The organism is Paenarthrobacter sp. NPDC089322, assembly GCF_040684895.1.
Classification (GTDB): Bacteria; Actinomycetota; Actinomycetes; order Actinomycetales; family Micrococcaceae; genus Arthrobacter.
This window is the reverse complement of sequence record NZ_JBFBGW010000007.1, coordinates 47,741-70,525: the sequence shown is the minus strand read 5'-3', so window position 1 is coordinate 70,525 and position 22,785 is coordinate 47,741. Positions and strand designations below refer to the sequence as shown.

General features: G+C 62.8%; 19 protein-coding genes. 8 read left to right on the top strand and 11 right to left on the bottom strand.

Annotation, left to right across the window (positions count from 1 at the left end):
- Positions 1-164 precede the first annotated feature (164 nt).
- Together ppsA and AB0N65_RS09600 are read left to right on the top strand one after the other, a co-directional pair.
- Entirely contained in the window at positions 165-2,567 is a 2,403-nt protein-coding gene (gene ppsA, locus AB0N65_RS09605; protein WP_364160504.1) for a phosphoenolpyruvate synthase, read from the top strand.
- Positions 2,567-3,409 (top strand): pyruvate, water dikinase regulatory protein, encoded by an 843-nt coding sequence (locus tag AB0N65_RS09600; protein WP_364160502.1) that lies wholly within the window; start codon positions 2,567-2,569, stop codon positions 3,407-3,409. The genes ppsA and AB0N65_RS09600 overlap by 1 nt, the downstream gene beginning before the upstream one ends.
- A 419-nt stretch (positions 3,410-3,828) precedes the next feature.
- Here the strand turns inward: AB0N65_RS09600 and AB0N65_RS09595 are convergent, their stop codons facing one another.
- From AB0N65_RS09595 to AB0N65_RS09565, 7 genes are read right to left on the bottom strand one after another with little or no spacing between them, the layout of a single operon-like run.
- Positions 3,829-4,275, bottom strand: a complete 447-nt coding sequence (locus tag AB0N65_RS09595) for a hypothetical protein (RefSeq protein ID WP_364160500.1) — start codon at positions 4,273-4,275, stop codon at positions 3,829-3,831.
- Positions 4,276-4,295: 20 nt separating this feature from the next.
- Complete coding sequence (locus AB0N65_RS09590; protein ID WP_364160498.1) at positions 4,296-5,234, bottom strand: zinc-binding alcohol dehydrogenase family protein; 939 nt, start codon at positions 5,232-5,234, stop codon at positions 4,296-4,298.
- Positions 5,231-6,187 carry a fumarylacetoacetate hydrolase family protein gene (locus AB0N65_RS09585; RefSeq protein WP_364160496.1) on the bottom strand — a complete coding sequence of 319 codons (957 nt, stop codon included), beginning with the start codon at positions 6,185-6,187 and terminating at the stop codon, positions 5,231-5,233. The genes AB0N65_RS09590 and AB0N65_RS09585 overlap by 4 nt, the downstream gene beginning before the upstream one ends.
- Positions 6,184-7,227: a phosphotransferase gene (locus AB0N65_RS09580; protein ID WP_364160494.1), complete on the bottom strand. Its 1,044-nt coding sequence runs from the start codon at positions 7,225-7,227 to the stop codon at positions 6,184-6,186. The genes AB0N65_RS09585 and AB0N65_RS09580 overlap by 4 nt, the downstream gene beginning before the upstream one ends.
- The gene (gene eno / locus AB0N65_RS09575; RefSeq protein ID WP_364160492.1) at positions 7,224-8,528 is read right to left on the bottom strand and encodes a phosphopyruvate hydratase; all 1,305 of its coding nucleotides are present in this window, start codon (positions 8,526-8,528) and stop codon (positions 7,224-7,226) included. Before eno ends, AB0N65_RS09580 begins: the two co-directional genes overlap by 4 nt.
- Complete coding sequence (locus AB0N65_RS09570) at positions 8,525-9,514, bottom strand: C-terminal binding protein (RefSeq protein WP_364160490.1); 990 nt, start codon at positions 9,512-9,514, stop codon at positions 8,525-8,527. Before AB0N65_RS09570 ends, eno begins: the two co-directional genes overlap by 4 nt.
- Positions 9,511-10,590, bottom strand: coding sequence for a fumarylacetoacetate hydrolase family protein (locus AB0N65_RS09565; RefSeq protein WP_364160488.1), 1,080 nt, complete (start codon positions 10,588-10,590; stop codon positions 9,511-9,513). The genes AB0N65_RS09570 and AB0N65_RS09565 overlap by 4 nt, the downstream gene beginning before the upstream one ends.
- A 150-nt stretch (positions 10,591-10,740) precedes the next feature.
- On the opposite strand from AB0N65_RS09565, the gene AB0N65_RS09560 reads away from it, so the two are divergent.
- Positions 10,741-11,271 carry a cupin domain-containing protein gene (locus AB0N65_RS09560; RefSeq protein ID WP_364160486.1) on the top strand — a complete coding sequence of 177 codons (531 nt, stop codon included), beginning with the start codon at positions 10,741-10,743 and terminating at the stop codon, positions 11,269-11,271.
- A 64-nt stretch (positions 11,272-11,335) separates the two neighbouring features.
- On the opposite strand, the gene AB0N65_RS09555 is transcribed toward AB0N65_RS09560, so the two are convergent.
- From AB0N65_RS09555 to AB0N65_RS09540, 4 genes are all read right to left on the bottom strand, one after another.
- Complete coding sequence (locus AB0N65_RS09555) at positions 11,336-12,445, bottom strand: alcohol dehydrogenase catalytic domain-containing protein (protein WP_364160484.1); 1,110 nt, start codon at positions 12,443-12,445, stop codon at positions 11,336-11,338.
- A gap of 50 nt (positions 12,446-12,495) precedes the next feature.
- Positions 12,496-13,038: a carboxymuconolactone decarboxylase family protein gene (locus tag AB0N65_RS09550; RefSeq protein WP_326336165.1), complete on the bottom strand. Its 543-nt coding sequence runs from the start codon at positions 13,036-13,038 to the stop codon at positions 12,496-12,498.
- A 31-nt stretch (positions 13,039-13,069) separates the two neighbouring features.
- Positions 13,070-14,071 (bottom strand): VOC family protein, encoded by a 1,002-nt coding sequence (locus AB0N65_RS09545; RefSeq protein WP_364160482.1) that lies wholly within the window; start codon positions 14,069-14,071, stop codon positions 13,070-13,072.
- An 84-nt stretch (positions 14,072-14,155) separates the two neighbouring features.
- The gene (locus AB0N65_RS09540) at positions 14,156-15,187 is read right to left on the bottom strand and encodes a LacI family DNA-binding transcriptional regulator (protein ID WP_364160480.1); all 1,032 of its coding nucleotides are present in this window, start codon (positions 15,185-15,187) and stop codon (positions 14,156-14,158) included.
- Between the two features lie 409 nt (positions 15,188-15,596).
- Here AB0N65_RS09540 and AB0N65_RS09535 point away from each other — a divergent pair, with 409 nt between their 5' ends.
- From AB0N65_RS09535 to AB0N65_RS09515, 5 genes are all read left to right on the top strand, one after another.
- Complete coding sequence (locus AB0N65_RS09535; RefSeq protein WP_364160478.1) at positions 15,597-16,970, top strand: MFS transporter; 1,374 nt, start codon at positions 15,597-15,599, stop codon at positions 16,968-16,970.
- 29 nt (positions 16,971-16,999) lie between these two features.
- Positions 17,000-18,247, top strand: a complete 1,248-nt coding sequence (locus tag AB0N65_RS09530; protein WP_364160476.1) for a CoA transferase — start codon at positions 17,000-17,002, stop codon at positions 18,245-18,247.
- The gene (locus AB0N65_RS09525) at positions 18,244-19,407 is read left to right on the top strand and encodes an acyl-CoA dehydrogenase family protein (protein WP_364160474.1); all 1,164 of its coding nucleotides are present in this window, start codon (positions 18,244-18,246) and stop codon (positions 19,405-19,407) included. Before AB0N65_RS09530 ends, AB0N65_RS09525 begins: the two co-directional genes overlap by 4 nt.
- Positions 19,408-19,409: 2 nt before the next feature.
- On the top strand, positions 19,410-21,494 hold the full coding sequence (locus AB0N65_RS09520) for a 3-hydroxyacyl-CoA dehydrogenase NAD-binding domain-containing protein (RefSeq protein WP_364160472.1): 2,085 nt from the start codon (positions 19,410-19,412) through the stop codon (positions 21,492-21,494).
- A 103-nt stretch (positions 21,495-21,597) separates the two neighbouring features.
- Positions 21,598-22,785: an acetyl-CoA C-acetyltransferase gene (locus AB0N65_RS09515; protein WP_364160470.1), complete on the top strand. Its 1,188-nt coding sequence runs from the start codon at positions 21,598-21,600 to the stop codon at positions 22,783-22,785.

Below are 22,785 nucleotides of genomic sequence, written 5' to 3'. Positions count from 1 at the left end.
CGCTAGCATGGGTGCTCGTCAAGTCATGCTTGGGTGACATTTCATTACTTCCGAATCATGTTGCGCCCATCACATCCGTTTGCTTCACCGGCCCATGGGCTGGATCCTTGCATGACCTAGTTTTTTAGCGCTTGTCTGAGCGTGCCCAATGGAGGACACAATTTATGACTAACGTTCTTTGGTTTTCTGAGCTTGGCTTGTCCGACCTTGATCAGGTTGGCGGCAAGAATGCATCGCTCGGGGAAATGGTCCGGAATCTCGCCTCTGCGGGGGTGAAAGTTCCGGGCGGTTTCGCGACGACGGCGGACGCTTACCGGCGTTTCTTGGCGGAGTCGGGCCTTGATGCGCGGATTGAAGGCATTCTTGAAGGCCTGGACAGCGGCGATGTGGCCGCTTTGGCCAAGGTCGGCCAGGAGATTCGGGACCTGATCCGCGGGACTGCTTTCCCTGCCGGTTTCGAAGACGAAATCCGTGCCGCGTACACCCGGCTCACGGAAGAGCATGGCGTGGACGTGTCGTGGGCGGTGCGTTCCAGTGCCACGGCCGAGGACTTGCCCGACGCCTCGTTCGCCGGGCAGCAGGAGACGTTCCTGAACATCCGTGGTATTGAGAACATCCTGCACGCGATCAAGGACGTTTTCGCTTCCCTGTACAACGACCGCGCGATCGCTTACCGCGTGCATCACGGCTTCACGCATTCGGAAGTGGCACTTTCGGCGGGTGTACAGCGCATGGTGCGTTCCGACGTCGGCGCCTCCGGTGTCATGTTCACGATGGACACCGAGACCGGCTTCACCGATGCGGTGTTCATCACGTCCTCGTACGGGCTCGGCGAGGCCGTGGTGCAGGGCGCCGTGAACCCGGATGAGTTCTACGTCCACAAGCCTGCCCTGACTGCCGGACGTCCCGCTGTGCTCAAGCGGGGCTTGGGGGAGAAGGCTGTACAGATGGTCTACACGGACTCGGCCGAGGTTGGCCGTACGGTCGACTTCGTACCGGTCCCGGCCGAACTGCGGAGCCGTTTCAGCCTGACGGACGCGGAGGTTGAGCAGCTCGCCCGCCACGCGCTGGCGATCGAGGCGCACTACGGACGTCCCATGGATATCGAGTGGGGCAAGGACGGTGTGGACGGGGAACTGTACATCCTGCAGGCACGCCCCGAAACGGTCGAGTCCCGCAAGGCCGGCGGTTCAGTGTCCCGCTACACCCTGGTTGAGCGCTCGACAGTCTTGGTGGAGGGCCGGGCCATCGGCCAGCGGATCGGCGCCGGACAAGTCCGTATCCTGTCCTCGATCGATCAGATGGCCTCGTTCCAGGAGGGCGATGTCCTGGTGGCGAACATGACCGACCCGGACTGGGAACCGATCATGAAGAAGGCTGCCGCGATCGTCACGGACCGTGGCGGGCGGACTTGCCACGCTGCGATCATCGCCCGCGAACTGGGCATCCCCGCCGTCGTCGGAACCGGGTACGCGTCCCAGATCCTCAAGGACGGCGCTCCCGTGACAGTGTCCTGCGCGGAAGGCGAAGCGGGCCTGGTGTACGAGGGCTTGCTGGAGTACACGCTGCAGGAAACCAGCCTGGAGACCATGCCCGAAGCTCCGGTGAAGATCATGATGAACGTCGGCACTCCGGAGCAGGCGTTCAGCTTCGCGAAGTTGCCGAACCATGGTGTGGGTTTGGCCCGGCTGGAGTTCATCATCAACCGCCAGATCGGCATCCACCCCAACGCCTTGCTGGCCGTGGCAGGGGAGATCGAGCGCCCGGCAGCGCTGGACGATTTCACGGTGCGGCAGATCCGGGAGAAGATCGCAGCCTACGACGGCCCGCGGGACTACTACGTCCGACGGCTGGCTGAGGGCATCTCGACCATCGCTGCGGCCTTCGCGCCTGAACCGGTGATCATCCGTCTCTCCGACTTCAAGTCCAACGAGTACGCCAACCTCATCGGTGGCCCGGCGTTCGAGCCGGAGGAGGAGAACCCGATGATCGGGTACCGGGGCGCGTCCCGTTACCTCTCCGAATCCTTCCGGCAGGCATTCGAGCTCGAATGCGAGGCCTTGAAGTTCGTCCGCAATGAGATGGGCCTGAGCAACATCAAGCTCATGGTCCCGTTCGTGCGGACCCTGGATGAGGCCCGTGGCGTGATCGACCTGCTCGCTGAAAACGGTTTGCGCCGGGGTGAGAACGGGCTGGAGATCGTGATGATGTGCGAACTGCCCGCCAATGCCCTGCTGGCTGATGAGTTCCTGGAGTACTTTGACGGGTTCTCTATCGGTTCCAACGACCTCACCCAGCTCACCCTGGGTCTGGACCGCGACTCCGCCCTGGTCGCCGAAGGATTCGACGAGCGGAACCCGGCCGTGACCAAGCTCCTGGAACTGGCGATCTCCGCATGCCGGGCCAAGGGCCGCTATGTCGGGATCTGCGGCCAGGGCCCCAGCGACCACCCGGACTTCGCCGAGTGGCTGCTGGCCCAGGGCATTAGCTCCATCTCGCTGAACCCGGACGCCGTCACCGAAACCTGGCTGCGTCTGGCCCGCACCACCCCCGCCACCGCCGTCTAATGACGGAGCCGCAAGCCGTGGGGGCGGGCACCCAGCCCGCCCCCACGGTGTTCTTCCTGTCCGACAGCACCGGCATCACGGCCGAAACGCTCGGCAACACCCTGCTCACCCAATTCCCCGGCCAGCGGCTGGAACGACGCACCATCCCGTTCATCACCACCGTCGAACAAGCACGCGACGTGGTGGCGACCATCGACCGGGTCGCAGCCTTCGGACCGCGTCCGTTGGTCTTTTCCACGACGGTCAGCCCCGACGTTCGTGCTGTCCTGTCCGAAAGCGGCGGACACTTCTTTGACCTGTTCGGCGCGCATATCAGCCAAGTCGAGCAAGCCCTCGGATCTTCAGCCAGCGGTCTGCCCGGCCAAGCCCACGGCGTTGGTGACGCTGTCCGATACCAATCCCGCATGGCCGCCGTTGAATACGCCATCGAGCACGACGACGGCCAGTCCCTCCGCGCGCTCGAACGCGCCGAGCTGATCTTGATCGCCCCGTCCCGCTGCGGGAAAACTCCCACCACCATGTACCTGGCGCTTCAGCACGGTATCCTCGCCGCAAACTTCCCCCTCGTAGAGGAAGACTTCGAGACCATGGCGCTGCCCAAGCCCCTGCTACGCTTCGCGGGCAAGTGCTTCGGACTTACGTCCCAGCCTGTCAGGCTCAGCCAGATCCGCCAGGAACGGCGGCCCGGAAGCAACTACGCATCCTTGAACCAGTGCACCTTCGAACTCCGCAACGCCGAGGATATGTACCGGGCCAACAACATCCCGTACGTCAATTCGGCGTCGATGTCCGTTGAAGAAATATCCGCGACCGTCCTGCAGCGCATGCAACTGCACCACTGAACCGCACGAACATTTCTTCATTGACCTCTGATACGGGCGTCCAAGCGCCATATATCGATTCCATCATTGTGATGGATCAGGATTCGCCCCCGCCCGTTGGCGAGGTGAATCCAAATGATGCTTGCGTCGTCGGTCGTTTCATCGACGTACCCGGTACCCAGCACAATGTTTCCACGGCGGAGTTCTATGAATTCATGAGGCCACAGGTATTTCCATTGTTTCATCAGGAGGGGTTCACGGCGTCGCTCGTGCTCATGGGCGGATGCATCTGAGGCCAGCCGCCAGTCCGAAGACGGCTTGGCAATAAGCCCACTGCGGCCTGGGGCGCGGACGGCTGGTCGCTTATCATTTTCCACGGTGAATTTCGTTTCGGATGTAGTGATGGGTTGAACCTTGGCGCAGGCACCACCGCCTGGTAGTCAGCCTCCGGCGGATTCATTGCTGTAGTGCCAGCCGATCCACGGCAGGGCAATCAATTCCTCGCCATCCAGTGTGTGATCAATGATCAGGTTGGCTTCGCTGAGGTTCGCCGGATCCGACTCGTTCCACCTGTTCGGGTAGGGTAGGTTGGTTTCGCTGTACACATGAACTCCTGGGGGCGGGAAGGCCCGGTTGCTTTCATGGACGACCCGCGCCGCGGGGTCGAGGACAGGCCTTTCACATTCGGAGATCGTTCCGTGGGGAACATCGTGGGTAAGTTCCACAGAGAACGTCTGCTGGTCATGTCGGGTGACCATCACTCCGCGTCCGGGGTTCACAAGGCCTTCCCGGATCGCTTTCCCGACGGCCTCATTGAGTTGGTTCTGGAGCTCCCTACCTTCGGTAACCCTGACCTCAACGTAGTAACGGGTCGACTCGTGCATCATCGGATTCCTCCTCACCCTCACTAAGGTGTGAGGACGAGCTTGCGAGGGGAGCCCTGTTGCTGGATCTCCCAGGCCTGCTCGAAATCGGAGAGCGGGAGAACGGTCGTGTCGACGACCAACTCACCGGCGGCGGCAAGGCCGGTAAGTCTCCAATAGGCGTTGCGGCGAATTTCGGCAGGTGCGTCGACGTGGGCGAAGCCGAGCAGCTCCAGGCGTGCTGAACGAATGATGCTGGCGGGGAGTTGGATGGTCTCCGCCGCGGATTGACCGATTTGGACATGACGGGCGCCCCGTGCGGCCACGTGCATTGCTGCCAGGGCAGGTTCGCCCCAGACGGGGTCAATAATGACGTCGAAGCCGCGCCCGTCAACGGCGTTCCGGAAAGCGTCTACAAGATCCGTATCCGGAGTAATGCTGACGGTGGCTGTGGCCCCCCGCTGCCGGGAAATGGCCAGGCGGTCGGAATCCCGGTCGGCAGCTACCACGTCGGCAGCGCCGAGGGCCTTGGCGAGCTGGACGGCCACTGATCCCAGTGCGCCCGTCGCACCAAGGACAAGTACGTTCTGGCCCGGTTGAAGGTTCGCGCGCCATGTGAGCGCAAGCCACGCAGCCAGCCCGGTGTTGCCGAGTGCTGCGGCGGTGACGTCGTCTATGTCGTCAGCGAGGTCCAGCAGATCCTGTTCGGCCACCAAAGTGCGTTCGGCCCAGGAACCGTGGGGTGAAACCGGTGCTGTGAAGAAGACCCGCCGGCCGGTGGAGGTCCGGCCCACGCCGTCCGCGCCGATGACATAGGGCAGGGTGCCCGGTTTACCGTACGCGCCGGACGCCTTCGCCAGGTCGAGGTGATGGACCCCCGCCGCGGCGATGTCGACGACGACGTGACCGCGGGTGGGCTTGGGCTCCGGGAAATTCAGGTACTCCGGCATCGTTCCGGTCTGAGTGAGTACTGCTGCTTTCATGGTCCCTCCTTGGATGATTGGGGTTGGGAATTGGCGTCGGCGATGATCTCCACGCTGATGGCTCCCAAACCGGTGATCTGCCCCCTCAGCTGATCGCCGACGTTCAGCCATGTCCCCGTGGCAAGCCCCACCCCGGCGGGGGTTCCAGTGAGTATGACATCACCGGGTTCAAGGGTGACGTGTTCGCTGATCAGGGAAACCAACTCAGGCACCGACCAGATGAGGTCCGAGGTATTGGCGTCTTGTCGAAGGTCGCCGTTGAGCCGGAACTGCAACTGCAGGTTGCTGTCATCGACGAAGCGGGACGGCACAATCCCCGGACCCAACGGGCAGCTGTCGTCAAAGACCTTGCCACCGAACAGGTCGAATTTGACCAGGTGCTTGGGATGGCGCTGCCAGTCGCGGGCCGATAGATCCAGCGCGATCGTGTATCCGGCTATGTGTTCACGTGCACGGTCCACCGGGATGTTCCGGCCGGCAACTCCGACAACTACCGCCAACTCAAGTTCGTAGTCGAACTTTTCAGTTTGGTTTGGGTATCGGACGGAAGGGCCCTGACCCACGAGGGTCGTGGTGGGAGGCTTGAGGAAGAAGACAGGGACATTGTCCTCTTTCGAGAATTCCGAGTGACCACCGTCGTTAATGACGTGGTCGTAGTAATTGGCGCCGGTGCAGATGACCTTTCTTGGATACTGCAGTGGCGTCAGCCAGTCTCCAGAATCCGCCGGTTGGGCTACCGGCTGGACGGTACTTTCCTGGAGCGCATCAACAGCAGCGAGTAGTAAGGGCTCGGCGGTTTCCCAGTTCTCGAAGACAGCCATCAGCCCTGCCGGCGAATCGACGGAGAGTGTGCCGGGGGAGAGGTCGGAAATCCTATAAAGCCGACCATCCGGGAGACAAAGGACGGGGGTTGGTGTTCCGTCGATCCGGACCGTCGCGAGGGAGAACGTCACAGCGTTGGCTCCTTGATCTGCGGCGCTCCTGCCGTATCGGCTGCCGCCGACATCCAGTCATCGATGAGTATGTCAACGGTGGGGATTGGACGCGCCATCCTGGACCTCGCGAGGTCACGAACCTGGTGACGTTGGTCTGGGGACAGGTACTCCAAAGGAGACGCGCCGTCGACGCGGGCAAGGGCTAGCAGTGGCAGGAGCGCCGCGACGCGACCCATGAGAGGAGCCGTCGGTTCCCAGTCGATGTGCTGGACGTAGCCGTCCAGCAGCTGTTGGGCGGACCGGCGCAATTGCCCGATGTGATCGGGCAGGACTATCGCCTTGAGCAGGAGATGGTTCAGGCAGAACGCAACATCAAACGCCGGGTCCCCGAACCACCCGCACTCGGCGTCCAGCAGCACCGGTCCGTGCGGCCCCAGAAGGATATTCTTGGGGCTGACGTCACCGTGGACCACAACCAGGTGCGTACTGGCTGTCACTGCGGCCAACCAGTCGATCCGGTCACCGAGATCGGGGTTGGCACGGGCTGTGACCCGGAAGTAAGGCTCGATGCGTAACGCGTCAAAATTCTCGTCAGTAGAGAACCTGGCCGCGGCCGAAGGCTCTTTGGCGCTTGCCGCATGCAGCCGGCCTACCAAATCGCCCACCGCATATGCCGCTGCGGGGTCGACGTGCCCGTCAAGGAGTTCCACCTTCCACACCGGGTAATCCTTGGGCGGCAGGAATTCCATGGCGAACAGCCCGGCCTGCTCGTCGTAGGCGAGCACCTGCGGAACGTGCCTTGGAGCGATCTTCCCGGCCAGCTGCAGCCAGTCATATTCCACGCGGTTGCGAGAGGTGGGAGCGAGCCACTCCTGCGCCACCTTCAGCCGGGCCAGCGCACCTTTGACGCAGACGCTACGGCCGGGCAAGTCCACCCGCCAGAGGTCCGAGCTAACACCACCCGTCAAGGGTGTCAGGATCGCGGCTTCAGCGGGCCGCATGAGCCCGTGACGGAGCAGGAACTCCCTGACGCGGGCCTCAGGCTCGAAGGCGCTCACCGGACAGCCAAAGGAGTGGAGCCCAAGCTGGGCAGCTGTCTGAACCCCAGGGTGGTGTCTTCGGCGATGCGTACCAGCTGGTTGTACTTGGCGAGTCGCTCCGAGTTCCGGACAGAGCCGATCTTGATCTGTCCAGCCGCGGTCCCCACTGCCAGGTCCGCGAGGAAGTCATCCTCGGTCTCCCCTGACCGCGCCGAGACAACAGGGGCGTAACCTGCCGCACGCGCCTCCGCGACGACGTCGAGTGTGCCCGACAGCGTACCGTTCTGATTGACCTTGACCAAGACGCCGTTGGCAACGCCGCGTGCTATGCCTTGGGCAAGCCGTGAGCTGTTGGTGGTGAACAAGTCATCGCCGATCAGCCGGACGCGCTGTCCCAAGCGCGTGGTCAGTGTCTCCCAACCGGCCCAGTCGTCCTCATCGAGCGGGTCTTCGATCGAGACGATCGCAAAATTGTCAACCCACGAGGACACCATGTCGATCATTTCCGCGGTGTTTAGATGCCGTTCCTGTCGGCGCAGGTGGTAATCAGCGGCGCTGCGGTCATAAAGGGAAGAGGCGGCGACGTCGATGGCTATTGCGATGTCAGTGCCGGCCTGCAAACCGGCAGCCTCAATGGACAAAGTGATCAATTCGAGGGCTTCCTCACCGGTGCGGCACGCCGGACTGAGACCGCCCTCGTCGGCGAGCAAGGTGGGAAGCCCACGTTCTGCACAGAGCCTGGCCGCTGACGCCCTGACACGGGAGGTGAGCTGGATTGCTTCAAGGGCTGACGTTGCTGCCACCGGTACGGCAAGGAAATCCTGGACATCCATGCCACGGCCAGCGTGGAGGCCGCCAGAGAGAATGTTCACCATTGGCATCGGCAGCGCCGGTTCGTCAACGCCGGCGAGCTGCGCGATCCGACGATACAGCGGCAGCCCGCTCGCCACGGCGGAGGCCCTGCACACAGCCAGCGATGTGCCGAGGATGGCATTGGCCCCGAGACGCGACAGGGCAGGGGTGCCATCCAGTTCCCGCAGCCGCTCGTCGATTGCCTGCTGGTTGGCGACGTCCATGCCACGCAACGCTGCGGCGATCTCACCGTTCACATGCTCCACTGCGGCGGTGACGCCGAGTCCGTCGAAGACCGATTGATCCCCGTCGCGCAGCTCATGGGCCTCGTGGGTGCCGGTAGAGGCGCCGGAGGGCACAGAAGCGCGGGCCTCGGCACCGGTGTCCACGACTATTTCGACCTCGACAGTGGGGCGACCGCGGGAGTCGAAAATCTGTCGGCCGTGGACTTGTTCGATAGCGCTCAAGATGACACTCCAGTGGTGAGGGGGGAAGGTGTGTTGCAGGGATAGTGTGCAGGTTCGCCGCGCAGGACGCGCACGACTTCCTCGGCAGCGCTGCGGCGCAGGTCAATCACCGATGCGTCAGAGGCGAAAGCGATGTGGGGGGTGACAATAACTCCGGGATGGGCCAGCAGCTCCTGAGGAACGGTGGGCTCTTCCTCCAGGACGTCCAGCCCTGCTCCACTGATGTGCCCACTGTCCAAGGACGCGAGCAGCGCGGCCGTGTCGATCAGGCCCCCGCGGCTGACGTTGATCACGAATGCGTCTTGCGGAAGTAGTGACAGCTCCCTTTCGCCGATGAGGTGATGCGTTTGCGGCACCAACGGCGCGTGCAGGACAACCACATCACTGACCGCGAGAAGGTCGTCAAGGGGCATCGCTTCGATGCCGTCGGTATCGGCCGGAGCATGTGGGTCGCTGATCACCACCCGGGCTCCAAGGCCTTGCAGCTTGGCTGCGGTAGCCCTGCCGATCCGGCCGTAACCGATGACGCCGCAGGTGAGGGTGGAGAGGCGGCGAAGGCGGGCACCTGCCGGGTTCCACTTGCCGGAGCGGACCTCACGATCGGCGGCCACCAATCCGCGTGTCCAGGCCAGGGCCAGCCCGACCGCGTGATCGGAAACCTCCGCAACGCAGTAGTCCGGGACATTGGTAACCTGTATACCGCGATCCGTAGCGGCACGTACCGCTATATTGTCCAGGCCAACTCCCATGCGGGCGACAACCGTCAGCGGGGCCGAGGCCGCAATCGCTTCGGCGGATACGGTTGCCCAGCAGGTGAGGATTGCGGCGGGCTGGTGCTCAGCCACCAAGGCATCGATGGCTTCTACGGGCGCGGGGTCGGCAGGGCCGGCAACGACGCGGAATCCGGCCTCTTCGAGAATGTCCCGTTCAATGCTGTCGTCGGGCCAGGCCCGGTCGGTCAGCAGGACGGTCTGCTGCTGTGTCATACGTGCTCCTTTGTCATTGTCCGGCCTGCCGCGGCTGGAGTCGGGTTGAATGTATTTGGGTCGGGCTCTGGGTCTACACAGTGGATGACCTGCTCGCCCAGGCCGGTTACCGAGGCCTTGACGAAATCGCCTGTACGGAGGAAGCGGCCGTGGTGGAGTCCGAACCCGGCGGGAGATCCAGTACACAGGACGTCGCCAGGGCGAAGCCGGGTGTGCTGGGAGAGGTAGTGCAGCTGTTCCGGAATGGTGAAGACCATGTCCTCTGCCGTGTCGTCCTGCATCAGCATGTCATTGAGCGACAGTCGCAGCCGGAGACCGGATGGGTTCGGGACCTGCCAGGAAGGCACGAACCAGGGACCAAGGGGCAGCGACCCCTGCAGGCCCTTGCATTGCACCCAATCGGTGCCCAGAGCCGGAAGATCCGGCCGGGCAACGCGTGATCGGATTGTCAGGTCATTGACCACGCTGTAGCCGGCGATGACTGCAGGTGCCTCGGAGAGCGGGAGTCGCGAGCCGGGTGCCCCAATGATTGCACCAATCTCGACTTCCCAGTCCAAGGTGTCCAGCTCGGGATCCAGGGGCAGTTCCCCGACAGGGGCTGCCACGCGGTCCGCGCTGGTCAGGCAGATATAGGGGGCGCCATGGAGCCGGCGTTGGTCTAGCGCCTGCATGGTCGCCGTGCGCAGGCGATCCGCTTCGGCCGCGGGCCCGGCGTCCACGGCGGCTTCCACCACCTGCCGCCGGTAGTTGCCGATGGTACAGAACAGTTGGGCGGGGCGAAGGGGAGCCTCAAGGCGGAGCGAGCCAACAGGCAGGCCGCTTTCGGCGATGGCTTGTGCGGTCCGGGGCAACTCAGTCAGTCGTTGAAGGTCTGCACGATGCTCGCTCCATTGCTGGATCAGGTCACTGACGGAGGCAAACCTCGCGCAGGGCCATTGTGCTGCCCAGTCGCGCAAGGGAAGAGCGCGTCCGCGGTGTACGAGCCAAACCTCGGCCTCCTCTTCCGGTCGCGCCGCCTGGGCAAACACGATGCCTCTCGGGGCAGAATCGGGGTGCTGGTGATCTTCATCGAACATGATGCTAACGATAGCACAACAAGGAAAGATGATGCACTACTTGCTTATTCAAAATTTTCAATCAATTCGCTCAGCCCGGGTTTCGTTGACACTCTCACTGGCGTAGGCCATAGTGCTAACGATGGCACGATTCTGATGAAAGGAAACACAATGAGTGTGCGCAGGGTAGTCACGGGGGCCGACTCCGAAGGAAGGTCGGTGGTGATCTCGGACGGGGTTGTGCCCCATAGTCACGACTTCAAGAGCATGCCCGGGCAGTCGCAGATCAGGATCTGGTTCACTCCCGGTACCTCCACAGGGAAGCCGCCTGAAGCTGAGCCGACGGACATTCACGGTCCTGTAGTACCCGGCCCGGGCGGGGCGAGCTTCGTGATCGTGCGTTACGCACCTGACTCCGTGGTGATGAGTCCGGACTTCGATCCCCTTGCGGCAGGGCAGGAGTTGCAGACGTACGCACCTGATCTCGCCGATGTGTTTGAGCCCAACGGTATGCACAGAACACGCAGCGTCGACTATGGAATCGTCTTGGACGGAGAGGTGTGGCTTGAGCTCGATGATGGCTTCCAGGTCCGGCTCACGCCCGGTGACACTGTTGTCCAACTCGCTGCGCGGCATGCATGGCGGAACAAGACGGAAGCGCCGGCGACGGTGGCATTCGTGCTCACCGGCGTCGACGCCTGAGTTCCTGCGGGGGATTCACGAGCGGTGCCGGTCGTCCTTGGGGACGACCGGCATCGCTTGGTTGCTAAGGGAGGACGATGTAGTTGCTGAAGCCGCCGCGAGGGTCCTTCAGCCGGCCGGAAATTGCGGTGTTGACTTCCGACAACGGAAACGCTTCCGTCTCCAGGTAGGAGAGATCCAGGGTTCCCGTTTCGATCATGTCGGCCATCTCTTGGCCTTGGGCTGCGGTAAACCAATTCGAGCCGATGATTTGAACCTGCTCGTCCATGAGCCATTTCATGTCCACCGGAACCTCCTCGGAGACTCCACCCACGTTCACCACGCGACCGCCTCGTCTGACGCCCTTCATGGAATCGACCATAGCTGCCGCATCGGCCCGGGCACCGAGAGCGCTGATGACGAAGTGGGCTCCATCGCCGCGCGTCTGTTCCTTGGCCCACTCCGCGGTTGACTGCTCGCCGAGTGTGAGAACTTCGATCCTGCGTGGAGAGAGTGCCTTCACCCTCTCCAGCAGTTCCTGATTGCGTCCGGTGCCCAGGATCTTTGCCACACCCATGCTGAGGCAGAGCACAGTGGCGGCTACACCGAGCGTTCCGGTAATGCCGTCTATCAAGGCAACGGTTCCGGGACCCGCGTCAGCGAGGCGGAGCGCTCCGTAGGCCGTGCCAATGTAGCCGAAGCGGGCGGCCAATTCGAACGGCAGATTGTCCGGAATTTTCACCAATGCCTGTTGGGGTGCGGTCATGAATTCACTGAAGCCGCCATAGGGGTACTGGTCAAAAATCCGCTGGCCATCACGGGAAGTGCTGAAGTACCCGTTGAGCGTGTAGTACCGGCAGCGGCTGGGCGTGCCGGCGGAACAGGCATAACAACTCCCGCAGGAGCGCAGCGGGCTCACGTAAACACGATCACCGGGCTGGACGTTGATGACCGATTCCCCGACCTCCTCCACGACGCCGGTGGGGTCGAGTCCGAATATTGCAGGGAAAGCCGGGATGGGCTGATGTGGAAACCACGTTGGCCAGCTGTTGATGACATTCGCCATATTCGGCACGATGCCGACGGCTTTGACCCGCACCAGAACGTCTGTGGGGCGGGGTTTTGGTACTTCTATGGTGTCGATCGACATGGGTTCGCCGATCTTGTGCAGTCGTGCGGCGCGCATCATCGTCATTGACGGGCTCCTTGGAAGAGTAGGGGTTGGGGGGTTCGTTTGCCGGGAAGCTACTTGCGGTAGCTGTCCTCCAGGTCGATGTGGAGCAGGCCCATGATGCGGACACCGGAGTTATACCAGGCAATGGTCAGGGTTAACTCCACCATTTGCTGGTCGTCCAGATGGGCAGCAGCGGCATCCCACGTCGAGCTGGATACGTGCACCTGGGTTGTGGACTCCCGTGCAAGGGCAATGACAGCGAGCTCGGCGTCGTTGAAGAGACCGGAGTCCTCCGCCGTGGCAACCGCTGCAAGCTGCTCGTCTGTGATGCCGGCTTTGCGCCCATGGGACTGATGGTGCGCGATTTCGTACTCTGAACCGGTGGCATGACCCACTGACAATATCGCCAGTTCGCGCAGCCTAGGGCTCAGCTTTGAACCGTCACGCAGGGCGTTGGCGTAGGAAAGAAAGGCATCAAGAAGCACGGGCGCATTCGCCAGCGTGCGGAAGATGTTCGCGGTCGGAACTTTGCGCTCGGCTTCAAGCCGGTCCCACAGCGGCTGCTGGTCGATCGATAGGGCATGGTCACGGGTGAGGGAAGGAACTCGGGACATAATTTGTTGGACTCCAGTTCGGGGTAGGGGATCAGCGAGGCTGTGGGCTGGACAGGAACTTCTCCAGCGTCATGGGGGATGGGGGAATGGCAGGGGACTTCAAGGGGACGTCAACGAAAGCCGAAGCTTCGAAGTACCACTTTTCCAAGGCGGGCAGTCCCCACCGGGCGTTGGTGCTGACCGAGGTAGCGTCCCATCGAACAGGTTCGGTTTCGATGTCGATGGTCTGGTAGTGGCTGTTGAAAACTTCGACGCGGTGGCCATCAGGGTCGCGAAGGTAGCTGAAAAGCATGCCGCCAGGTCCATGGCGTCCCGGGCCGCGTTCTACCCCGTCACCGTAGCCAAGGATTCCAGCGAAGTCGCAGGCCGTGAAGATGTCGTGGCTTTCGGAAACGGTATAGGCAAAGTGGTGAAGGCTTGGTCCGTCGCCGGGCACGATGGCCAGGTCCAAGCAGGTTCCCTTTCGGTACATGAATGCGCCGATCAGCTCGTCGCCATGTTCCAAGTACTCCGAGTTCCGGAATCCGAGTTCGCCATAGAAAGCGCACAGTTCATAGACGTCGGGGACGAGTAGCTGAAAGTGGTCAAGCCGCTGAGCATGAGCGCCCTGGTATTGCTCGAAGTTGATGTGCAAGCGTGGCCGGGTAGACATGGTTGCACACAACTCCAAGGGCGTGCCGATGGGGTCGGAGACGTGAAGCGTGCGGCCTTGATGCGGCATCTCCACCCACTCGGCCGGGAGTCCGCGCTCGCGGAAATAACGATATGCCTCGTCCAGATCCTCATCGAAAAAGACCCGGAATCCAATCCGACGGGCGGTGCCGCCGTCGGGGCTCTGCTCCAGCACGAGGCTGTGGTGACATGCCTCGGCCAGTCCGCGGAGGTAGACTGTCGATTCGTCCTCATCGCTAACCACCAGACCAAGGACCGTGGTGTAGAATTTACGGCTCTCGGCCAGGTCGGCGACATTAAGGCGTAAATGGCTGGTTCGGCTGATGTTAAACGGCGGGCGCAAGTCGACCGGTGGCAGCATAATAATTTCTCCAATTGGTGCTAGGGGTAGCACTCTCTGTTCTTTGTGCGCATAGAGTGCGCAGCTCTTGTAGGTGTCACGACGTCAGGCGGAGCGCTTTCGCGTTTCCGCCCGCGGTGCGGCAGTGCTGCCGCGGGCCACCAGCCAGCCCGCCGACACGGACTCATAGGGATCGTTGCCGGTTGGCGGGTTATTGAGCCTGCGGATAAACCAAAGTCCACAGGAGGTGGCCACGTCTCCGATCGGGAGACTGATGGTAGTGAGGCCAGGCCCCCACCAGGAGAACCCACTTTGATCGCCGAAACCGACGAGGGAAAGCTCATGGGGCACCTCGACGCCCATTTCCAGGGCCGCGTCCAGTACGCCAACGGTGTGTTGAACGGAGCCCAGCACAACGGCTGTCGGCGGGGTCGGGCGGTTCAGCAGCCGGCGGAGGGCCTCCTGGGCATGCTCCGGTGAGGCCGGAGGGCCCAGTTCGACCAAGTCAGACGACGGTGAGACGCCTTCAGCGATCAGCGCCTGGCTGTAGCCCTCGAGGCGTTCGCGGCCCGTCGGCAGGTCCTCCGAGGCGCCGATGTACGCTATCCGCGTGTGCCCGAGTTCAAGTAGGTGCGCCGTGGCATCCTGTAAGGCCCGCTGGTCGTCGAGGCCAAACCACTGCCCGCCAAGGGATGCATGCCTGCGAAGTAACTGGACGTGCGGCATGCCGCGTAGCAGGTTGACCGAGTCCCCGTGTGGGCTGGGGGTCGGTGCAATCACTACTCCTGCGGCGTGACTGGCAGACAACTCGCGTAGGTGTCGCCTCTCAATCAGGCGATCATCGAACGTTTCCGCGAGCATCAGCTGGTACTCCTCGCCGGCCATGATCGCGGACAATTCGTGGGCGATGGTGGAGTAGAAGCTGTTGCGAACGTCCGGAATGACAAGCCCGACGACGTTGCTTGAGGCGCCACGCATCATCCTGGCCGCACGGTTACCGACGTAACCCAGCTCCGAGGCAGCCTGGCGAACACGGACTTTGGTCTGTTCGCTGATGCGTCCATCGTCGGCCAGCGCCCGGCCGACCGTGGAAACCGATAGTTGCAAGTGCGCGGCGATATCCTTGGTCGTGACCATGGTTCCTCCTGGCAATTCTCTCTGTGGGCCATTGCGTGCGGTGGTCGTGGCTGTAGCCGTGACCATCACGTTGGTGCTAACGATAGCACGCTGGTCCAGCACGTCAAGAGAAAACGCCGGGGGTTGGTAGGGAGGAACTAGCGGGCCCGTAGGTTCTAGCTTGGATTGGCGGACCTTGGTAGCCCTCGAATGCCACGGTCGCGGCAGGGATTTCATGGTGAGGCCTTGACTCGTCCGAGCACGGTGCTATCGTTAGCATCACCCCGCATCGCAGAATCTTCCAGTCCCACTTTCGCCACGGCCAACCACTAGCGGGCCGTACGAGGTGGCTCTCCCACAGCATCTCGTGGACTGCCCTTGGGCAGGCACACACCTCCACGAACGCAAGCCCCAAAACAAGGAGACAACGATGTCCCATCCAAATACTTCCGGTCCCGGCAGCGCCACTGGCGCACCAGGGTCCAGCCTTAAGCACGCAGTGCCCACCTACCCTGAGCCGATGGACGCCATCTCTATGGATGCCGTCCCCGCCAGCCCTACTCCATCCAGGGTCAAGAACAACCCCGAGGGCATGGCCACGAACGTCATTGCCGGCATATCGCTGGGTGTTCTGGCGGTTACCTTCATGCTCAACGCAATGGATCGCCAGGTTTTCGCGCCCCTGATGACTACGATCGCCAAAGAGTACGGGTTCAATCTCCAAACAGGTGGACTGCTCGCCACCGTTTTTACCCTCGGAATGGCTGTCGCCGGAATTCCCGCTGGTTTCCTGGTGGAGCGTTTCTCGCGCAAGGCTGTCCTCTTGGTCAGCATCGCGATTTACTCATTAGGGACCCTGGCCACGCCGCTTGCTACTTCATGGGGAGACATGGCGGTGTACCGGATCATCTCCGGACTGGGCGAGGGGATGCAAGCCGCAGCACTGTTCGCAGCTGTTGGCGCCTTCTTCCATCACCGTCGCGGCCTTGCCTTGGGCATCCTGGGCTTTGCTTTCGGGCTGGGCGCAACTTTCGGACCGGCACTCGGAATCATGTTCGCGGGCCAATTCGGAACCTGGCGGGCCCCGTTCGTTATCTTCGGACTACTTGGCCTGCTGCTGGCAGTAGTTGCGATGTTCACGGTCAGCCGCAAATTCACCGAACAGGCCATCAGCACCACCGGAACCGAGGGCTCGTACGATTACATGCCCGCCAAGGCGTACAACCGTAACTCCCTTGCTATCGCCGCTGCCTCCGGATGCGGGGCCCTCGCCTTATACGGGTTCCTGGGCTTGTACCCCACCTTCCTGACCACCCAATTGGGAGTGTCCACCGCGGAATCAGCACTGGCGCTCAGCTTCGTCGGACTGGGCGGCTTGGCCGGCTTGCTCGGCGGTTGGATCGGTGACCGGATCAACCAGAGAACACTGTTGATCGTATCCCTCGTGGTGATGGCTGTGCTCGGCGTACTCATCTACCAAGTGCAGGCATCATTCGCATGGCAATGTGTCTTCGCCTGCCTTATGGGCGTGTTCGGGACCGGAGTCTTCTTCCCCAACACAAACAGCGTGATCCAGCGGGCAGTCCGTCCGCACCAGGTAGGCCGCGCCGCCGGACTGTTTGTCACCTGCTATTACGGCTCCGCCGCCTTTTCCGGCCTGCTGTTCGCGGCAATGGTGCCTCACCTTGGTTGGCAGGGCGCGGGCTTGCTTCAGGTCACCGTACTGCCGTTGGCTGCGGCCGCGATCATGCTGATCGTTCAGACGTCCCTGTTCAACAACGCCCCGCGCGCGGCCACCCACTGAGCCTGTGATTCACCCGAATGGAGAACCAGATGACTGACGCCGGCTCCCAACACCAGCCCTTCGGCGCGCTGACTGGGATAGTAGTTGCCGACTTCAGCCGGGTGCTGGCAGCACCCTACGCAACAATGTTGTTCGGTGACCTTGGCGCGGATGTCATCAAGATCGAGCGCCCTGGCCTTGGTGATGACACTCGTCAGTGGGGACCGCCGTTTACTGATGATCATGAAGCGACATACTTCTTGTCAGTGAACCGCAACAAGCGCTCGTTCACAGCCGACATGTCGGACCCGGCAGACCACCGAAACCTGGTGGAGCTAATCCGGCGGGCTGACGTGCTGATCGAGAACTTCCGCCCGGGCACCATGGCGCGGCATGGCTTGTCCTACGACCAGCTTGCAGCGATCAACCCGAGGCTCGTGTATTGCTCGATCACGGGGTTCGGTGCGGGTGAGGCCGCGGCGGCATTGCCGGGCTACGACCTGCTGGTACAGGCCGTTGGCGGGCTGATGAGCGTAACCGGTCCGGGCCCCGGGCAACCGGTGAAGGCGGGGGTCGCCCTGGTGGATGTCCTGACTGGGCTGCATGCCGCGGTTGGCGTGCTGGCGGCCCTGCGGGCCCGGGAGACCACTGGCCGCGGCCAACTCGTCGAAGTCAACTTGCTTAGTACGTTACTGTCCAGCATGGTCAACCAGAGCGTTGGCTACACCGCAGCAGGCTCGGTTCCGGGCATCATTGGAAACCGGCACCCTTCGATCGCCCCGTACCAGCTGTTCCCTGCGTCGGACCGGCCCGTGGTCATCGCGGTTGGCAATGATCGGCAGTTCGCTCAACTGTGCGCGACACTCGGAATCCCTGAGCTCGCGAAAGATCCCCTGTTCGCGACCAACCCGGCGCGTGTGGCCCACATCGAGGAACTCGACCGGGCGATCAGTACGCAGACCATCGGTCAGACCGCGGGCCACTGGTACCGCACGCTGTCCGCCTGCGGCGTACCCTGCGGTCCGGTCAATGACATCGCCGACGCGTTCGCGATGGCCAACGACCTCGGACTGAACCCCCTCGTCACCCTCGGCGCCGGAAACGACGCCGTCCGCCTGCCCGCCAATCCGATCAGTTTGTCCGAGACGCCTGTCTCGTACACACGTCGGCCGCCACGGCTGGGGCAGGATGCGGACGAAGTGTCCGCTTGGCTTCACGGACCCCCCACAACGAAGCTACCGAAACACCCAGACCACCACAGCAACAGCAAGCACCAGCCAATGGGAGCACACTCGTGACCGATCTTTCCACCGACTACCTCGACATCGACGCACTGCTTACGGAGCAGGAGTTGGACCTGCGAGCGCAGGTCCGCCGGTTCGTCGATGACCGTATCCGACCCAACATCAGTTCCTGGTACGAGGACGCCGTCTTCCCCCAGGATCTGGTCAAGGAGATGGGGAGCCTCGGCCTCCTGGGAATGCATCTGGCCGGCTACGATTGCGGGGGCCGCAGCGCGGTCGAATACGGGATCGCCGCAATGGAGCTTGAAGCCGGGGACTCCGGCATTCGTACCTTTGTGTCCGTGCAGGGATCGCTCGCCATGAGCGCCATCTCAAAGTTCGGCTCCGAAGCGCAGAAGCAACAGTGGCTGCCGGGCATGGCTGCAGGGGAGCTGATCGGTTGCTTTGGCCTTACAGAGCCAACTGCCGGAAGCGACCCGGCTGGTATGGTCACCCGCGCCGTTCGGGAGAAGTCGGGCTGGGTCTTGAACGGAGCGAAACGCTGGATCGGCCTCGCCTCGATCGCCGACGTCGCGATCATCTGGGCAAAGACCGACGACGGCATCCGCGGCTTCGTCGTCCCCACTGACACGCCGGGCTTCTCTGCCATCCCGATATCGGGGAAGATGTCGATGCGCGCGTCCATCCAGTGCGACATCACCCTTGAGAACGTTCATCTGCCGGAAAGCGCCGCATTGCCCGGTGTGGTGGGGCTGAGCGGTCCGTTCTCCTGCCTCAACGAAGCCAGGTACGGCATCATGTGGGGCGCGATGGGCGCCGCTCGTGACGCCTACCAGACCGTTCTGGCATACGCGCAGGAGCGTACCCAGTTCGACAAGCCAATTGCCTCGTTCCAGCTTATCCAGCAAAAGCTCGTCGATATGGTCCTGGAAATTCAGAAGGGAACACTCGTTGCCCTGCAGACAGGGCGACTGAAGGACGCCGGGCGCTTGCGTCCCGAACAGATCTCCTTTGGCAAGCTCAACAACGTCCGTCAGGCGATCGAGATCTGCCGTACCGCCCGCACTATCCTGGGCGGAAACGGGATCACCCTTGAGTATTCACCGCTGCGGCATGCGAACAATCTGGAGAGCGTTCGAACCTATGAGGGCACCGACGAGGTACACACCCTGATCATGGGCCGTGCGATCACCGGCATTCCGAGCTTCTCGTAGCCATGGGATCTGATATCCACAGCCCGGCCCCACAGGCCGGGAAGTCAGTCACGACGACCTCAACCACCTACATGGACCATGGCGGTTTCCGCTTTGCAGTTCTGAGCCTTGAAAACTCCGGACGACATCCTGTGACCATGTGCCCGGCATCGTTGGCCGGGTTCGAGGCTGCGCTGGGCTCCCTGGATCTTGCTGGTGTTGATGCAGTTGCCGTCACCGGCCACGGCCCGGTTTTTTGTGCCGGAGCAGACCTCAAGGTGATGACAGAGGCCACCACCTTGGACCAGGCCGAGGACGTCGCGCGTCAAGGCCACGCGGCCTTGGGCCGCCTGGCCACGCTCTCTGTGCCCACGTTCGCTTTCATCAATGGAGTCGCGTTGGGCGGCGGGTTGGAACTGGCGTTGCATGCCGACTACCGCACCGTAGCTGACTCCGCACGTGCTCTGGGTTTTCCTGAGGTCCGGCTCGGGCTGATCCCAGGCTGGGGCGGTATTCCGCGAACAATGGCCCTCCTTGGCCTGGACCTTGCGGCTCGCCTTGTGGTGACGGACTCGCTTGCGGGCAGGACGCTCTCATCGCAGGCTGCGTCCGAGATGGGCTTGGTCGACCGCCGGCTCCCGGAGGATGGGTTCCTGCAAGCCTCGCTGGACTTCGCCGTCGGCATCCTCTCCGGGACGGATTCGGATACAGCGCACGTGGACCGAAGCAAAGAGCGGAAGCCTTCTGGCGCCGTCGCCGGTTTTTCAGCGCTGGACACAATCCGAAAGAAGCTCGACGCACGTCTCCACGGCGCTGCACCCGCCCCCTACCGTGCCTTGGAGCTGATCGCCGCGGCAGCGCGGGCACCGCGCGGCACCATGAAACAAGAGGCGGAGATCCGCGCGTTCGGTGAACTGCTTCTCTCTGATGAGGCCCGCGCGAGCATTTATGCGTTCCAGCTCACACAGTCCATGGCAAAGAAACCCACAGGGCGGCCGGCCGTGGAAACCCTACCGGTTCGGTCCGTGGGCGTCATCGGAGCTGGACTGATGGCCAGTCAGTTGGCTCTCATCTTCGCGCAAAAGTTGCGTGTGCCGGTGCGAATCACGGACCTGTCCCAGGAACGCATTGATTCCGCGCTGGTCTGGATCGGCGCCCAGTTGGACAGTCTCGTTACGGGCGGTCGCCTCACGGCTGATGGTGCCGATGCCGTCCGCGCGTTGATCACCGGAGGTACGGACAAGACGGTATTCGCGGACAGCGATGTGGTCATTGAGGCTGTTTTTGAGGAACTTGATCTCAAGCGCGCCGTGTTTGCAGAAATCGAATCCCTCATAAGGCCGGACGCGCTGCTGTTGACTAACACCTCCTCGCTGTCCATTGAGGCCATGGGTGCCGCCCTGAACCACCCCGAGCGACTGATTGGCTTCCATTTCTTCAACCCGGTGGCCGTGCTGCCGCTGGTGGAGATCGTCAGTAGTTCGCGCACTGACGAGGCTACGCTGGCCACTGCGTTCGAGCTGGCACGACTACTTCAAAAGACCGGTGTGCTCGTCAAGGACACTGCGGGCTTCGTGGTAAACCGCCTGCTGACGCGGCTCATGGGCGAAGTGCTTTCACTGATTGACGACGGCGGCGATCCGGACGTGGTGGACCACGCCTTGGAACCTCTTGGACTGCCAATGACCCCGCTGCAACTTCTGCAGTACATCGGCCCGTCAGTACAGCTGCACATTTGCGAGGCGATGAACCGGGCGTATCCGGTGCGCTTTGGCGTGAGTCGCAGCCTGACGGCAGTGGTCGCTGCGGGGCTTCCGGGCTACCTGGACAACGACGGCGGGATCTCGCCAGCCGCTGCTGCCCTCCTGCCGCTTGCCCAGCCGATGGATCCCCGTCAGGTCCGGGCAAATGTACTGGCAGCCTTGGCCGAGGAAGTTACGGCGATGCTGGAAGAGTCAATCGTGGCAGGACCCGAGGAGATCGATTTATGCATGATCCTAGGAGCAAACTACCCCTTTCACACCGGAGGTCTGACACCGCTTCTGGATCGGGAGGCAGGCACCGCTTTCCATCCCCGCATGCGAGTTCCCGTTTCCGCTGTCCGGTAGCCCGGCCAGGTGCTGGCCGCCAGCCGGAAGTCCCGCCCCCAACCCGGGTCGTTCCAACCTGCGAGTTCGGCCCGTCCACCCCCGATCCCTCAGGGAGAAGAAAATGAACCCCCCATCGGATGTTGTCATCGTCGGGGCCGCCCGTACGCCACAAGGACGGCTGATGGGTCAGCTCGCTCCGCTGTCCGCAATCGAACTCGGTGGTGCCGCGATCGCCGCTGCCCTCGAGAGGGCCAACGTCAACCCCGAGGTGGTCGACGCCGTCATCATGGGACACGTGCTGCAAGCCGGAGCGGGACAGAATCCTGCACGTCAGGCAGCCGTCGCTGGAGGGATTCCGCTGAGCGCGCACGCCGTCACCGTCAACAAAGTGTGCCTGTCCGGGCTGAGCGCCATTATTGACGCCAGCCGCCTGTTGCGTCTTGGAGAAGCCGACGTCGTGGTCGCCGGCGGACAGGAGTCGATGAGCAACGCCCCGCACCTGCTGCCGGGGTCGCGCGCCGGACTTCTGTACGGAAACACCGTGCTGATCGACTCAGCCGCCCATGACGGCCTGACTGATGCTTTCGATCACGAGGCCATGGGCCTGGCAACGGATGGCGTCAATGACGCGTTGGGAATTCCCCGTGCCGAGCAGGACAAGGTAGCAGCCGATTCCCACCGGCGGGCGGCGGCCGCTCAGGTTGCAGGGCTATTCGACGAGGAAATCTTTCCCGTCAAAGTGCCGCAGCGGCGGGGGGACCCGGCGCTGGCAGATACAGATGAAGGCGTGCGTCCGGACAGCAGCGAAGAGTCCCTGAGCAGGCTTAGGCCAGCGTTTTCCCCGACCGGTACGGTGACCGCCGGCAACGCCTCGCCGCTCAATGACGGCGCTGCCGCCGTGGTCCTCACAACGCGGAGCTATGCAGAAGCCCACGGCCTCAAGATCATGGCAGTGCTGGGTGCTCCGGGACAGACGGCCGGCCCGGATACCTCGCTGCCTGACAAACCTGCCCATGCCATCGCGAAGGCGCTTGGAACGGCGGGGTGGGACGTGGAAGACCTGGACTTTGTGGAGATCAACGAGGCGTTTGCCTCAGTAGCCCTTCATGCGGCCGAGCGGCTCGGGATCCCCATGGATAAGGTGAACATCAACGGGGGAGCGATCGCCCTGGGCCATCCCATCGGCGCCTCCGGTGCCCGGGTGGTGGTCTCTGCAGCGTACGAGCTGCAACGTCGGGGCACCGGCAAGGCAGCGGTCGCCCTGTGCGGCGGCGGAGGCCAAGGCGAAGCGCTGCTCCTGTCGCGCTGA

What these genes read in the sequence shown, in the direction of transcription:
- ppsA (WP_364160504.1), top strand. Translation starts at nt 165, where the DNA reads ATGACTAACGTTCTTTGGTTTTCTGAGCTTGGCTTGTCCGACCTTGAT.
- AB0N65_RS09590 (WP_364160498.1), bottom strand. Translation starts at nt 5,234, where the DNA reads ATGAAAGCAGCAGTACTCACTCAGACCGGAACGATGCCGGAGTACCTG.
- AB0N65_RS09570 (WP_364160490.1), bottom strand. Translation starts at nt 9,514, where the DNA reads ATGACACAGCAGCAGACCGTCCTGCTGACCGACCGGGCCTGGCCCGAC.
- AB0N65_RS09565 (WP_364160488.1), bottom strand. Translation starts at nt 10,590, where the DNA reads ATGTTCGATGAAGATCACCAGCACCCCGATTCTGCCCCGAGAGGCATC.
- AB0N65_RS09600 (WP_364160502.1), top strand. Translation starts at nt 2,567, where the DNA reads ATGACGGAGCCGCAAGCCGTGGGGGCGGGCACCCAGCCCGCCCCCACG.
- AB0N65_RS09555 (WP_364160484.1), bottom strand. Translation starts at nt 12,445, where the DNA reads ATGACGATGATGCGCGCCGCACGACTGCACAAGATCGGCGAACCCATG.
- AB0N65_RS09550 (WP_326336165.1), bottom strand. Translation starts at nt 13,038, where the DNA reads ATGTCCCGAGTTCCTTCCCTCACCCGTGACCATGCCCTATCGATCGAC.
- AB0N65_RS09540 (WP_364160480.1), bottom strand. Translation starts at nt 15,187, where the DNA reads ATGGTCACGACCAAGGATATCGCCGCGCACTTGCAACTATCGGTTTCC.
- AB0N65_RS09545 (WP_364160482.1), bottom strand. Translation starts at nt 14,071, where the DNA reads ATGCTGCCACCGGTCGACTTGCGCCCGCCGTTTAACATCAGCCGAACC.
- AB0N65_RS09515 (WP_364160470.1), top strand. Translation starts at nt 21,598, where the DNA reads ATGAACCCCCCATCGGATGTTGTCATCGTCGGGGCCGCCCGTACGCCA.
- AB0N65_RS09535 (WP_364160478.1), top strand. Translation starts at nt 15,597, where the DNA reads ATGTCCCATCCAAATACTTCCGGTCCCGGCAGCGCCACTGGCGCACCA.
- AB0N65_RS09560 (WP_364160486.1), top strand. Translation starts at nt 10,741, where the DNA reads ATGAGTGTGCGCAGGGTAGTCACGGGGGCCGACTCCGAAGGAAGGTCG.
- AB0N65_RS09520 (WP_364160472.1), top strand. Translation starts at nt 19,410, where the DNA reads ATGGGATCTGATATCCACAGCCCGGCCCCACAGGCCGGGAAGTCAGTC.
- AB0N65_RS09595 (WP_364160500.1), bottom strand. Translation starts at nt 4,275, where the DNA reads ATGATGCACGAGTCGACCCGTTACTACGTTGAGGTCAGGGTTACCGAA.
- AB0N65_RS09530 (WP_364160476.1), top strand. Translation starts at nt 17,000, where the DNA reads ATGACTGACGCCGGCTCCCAACACCAGCCCTTCGGCGCGCTGACTGGG.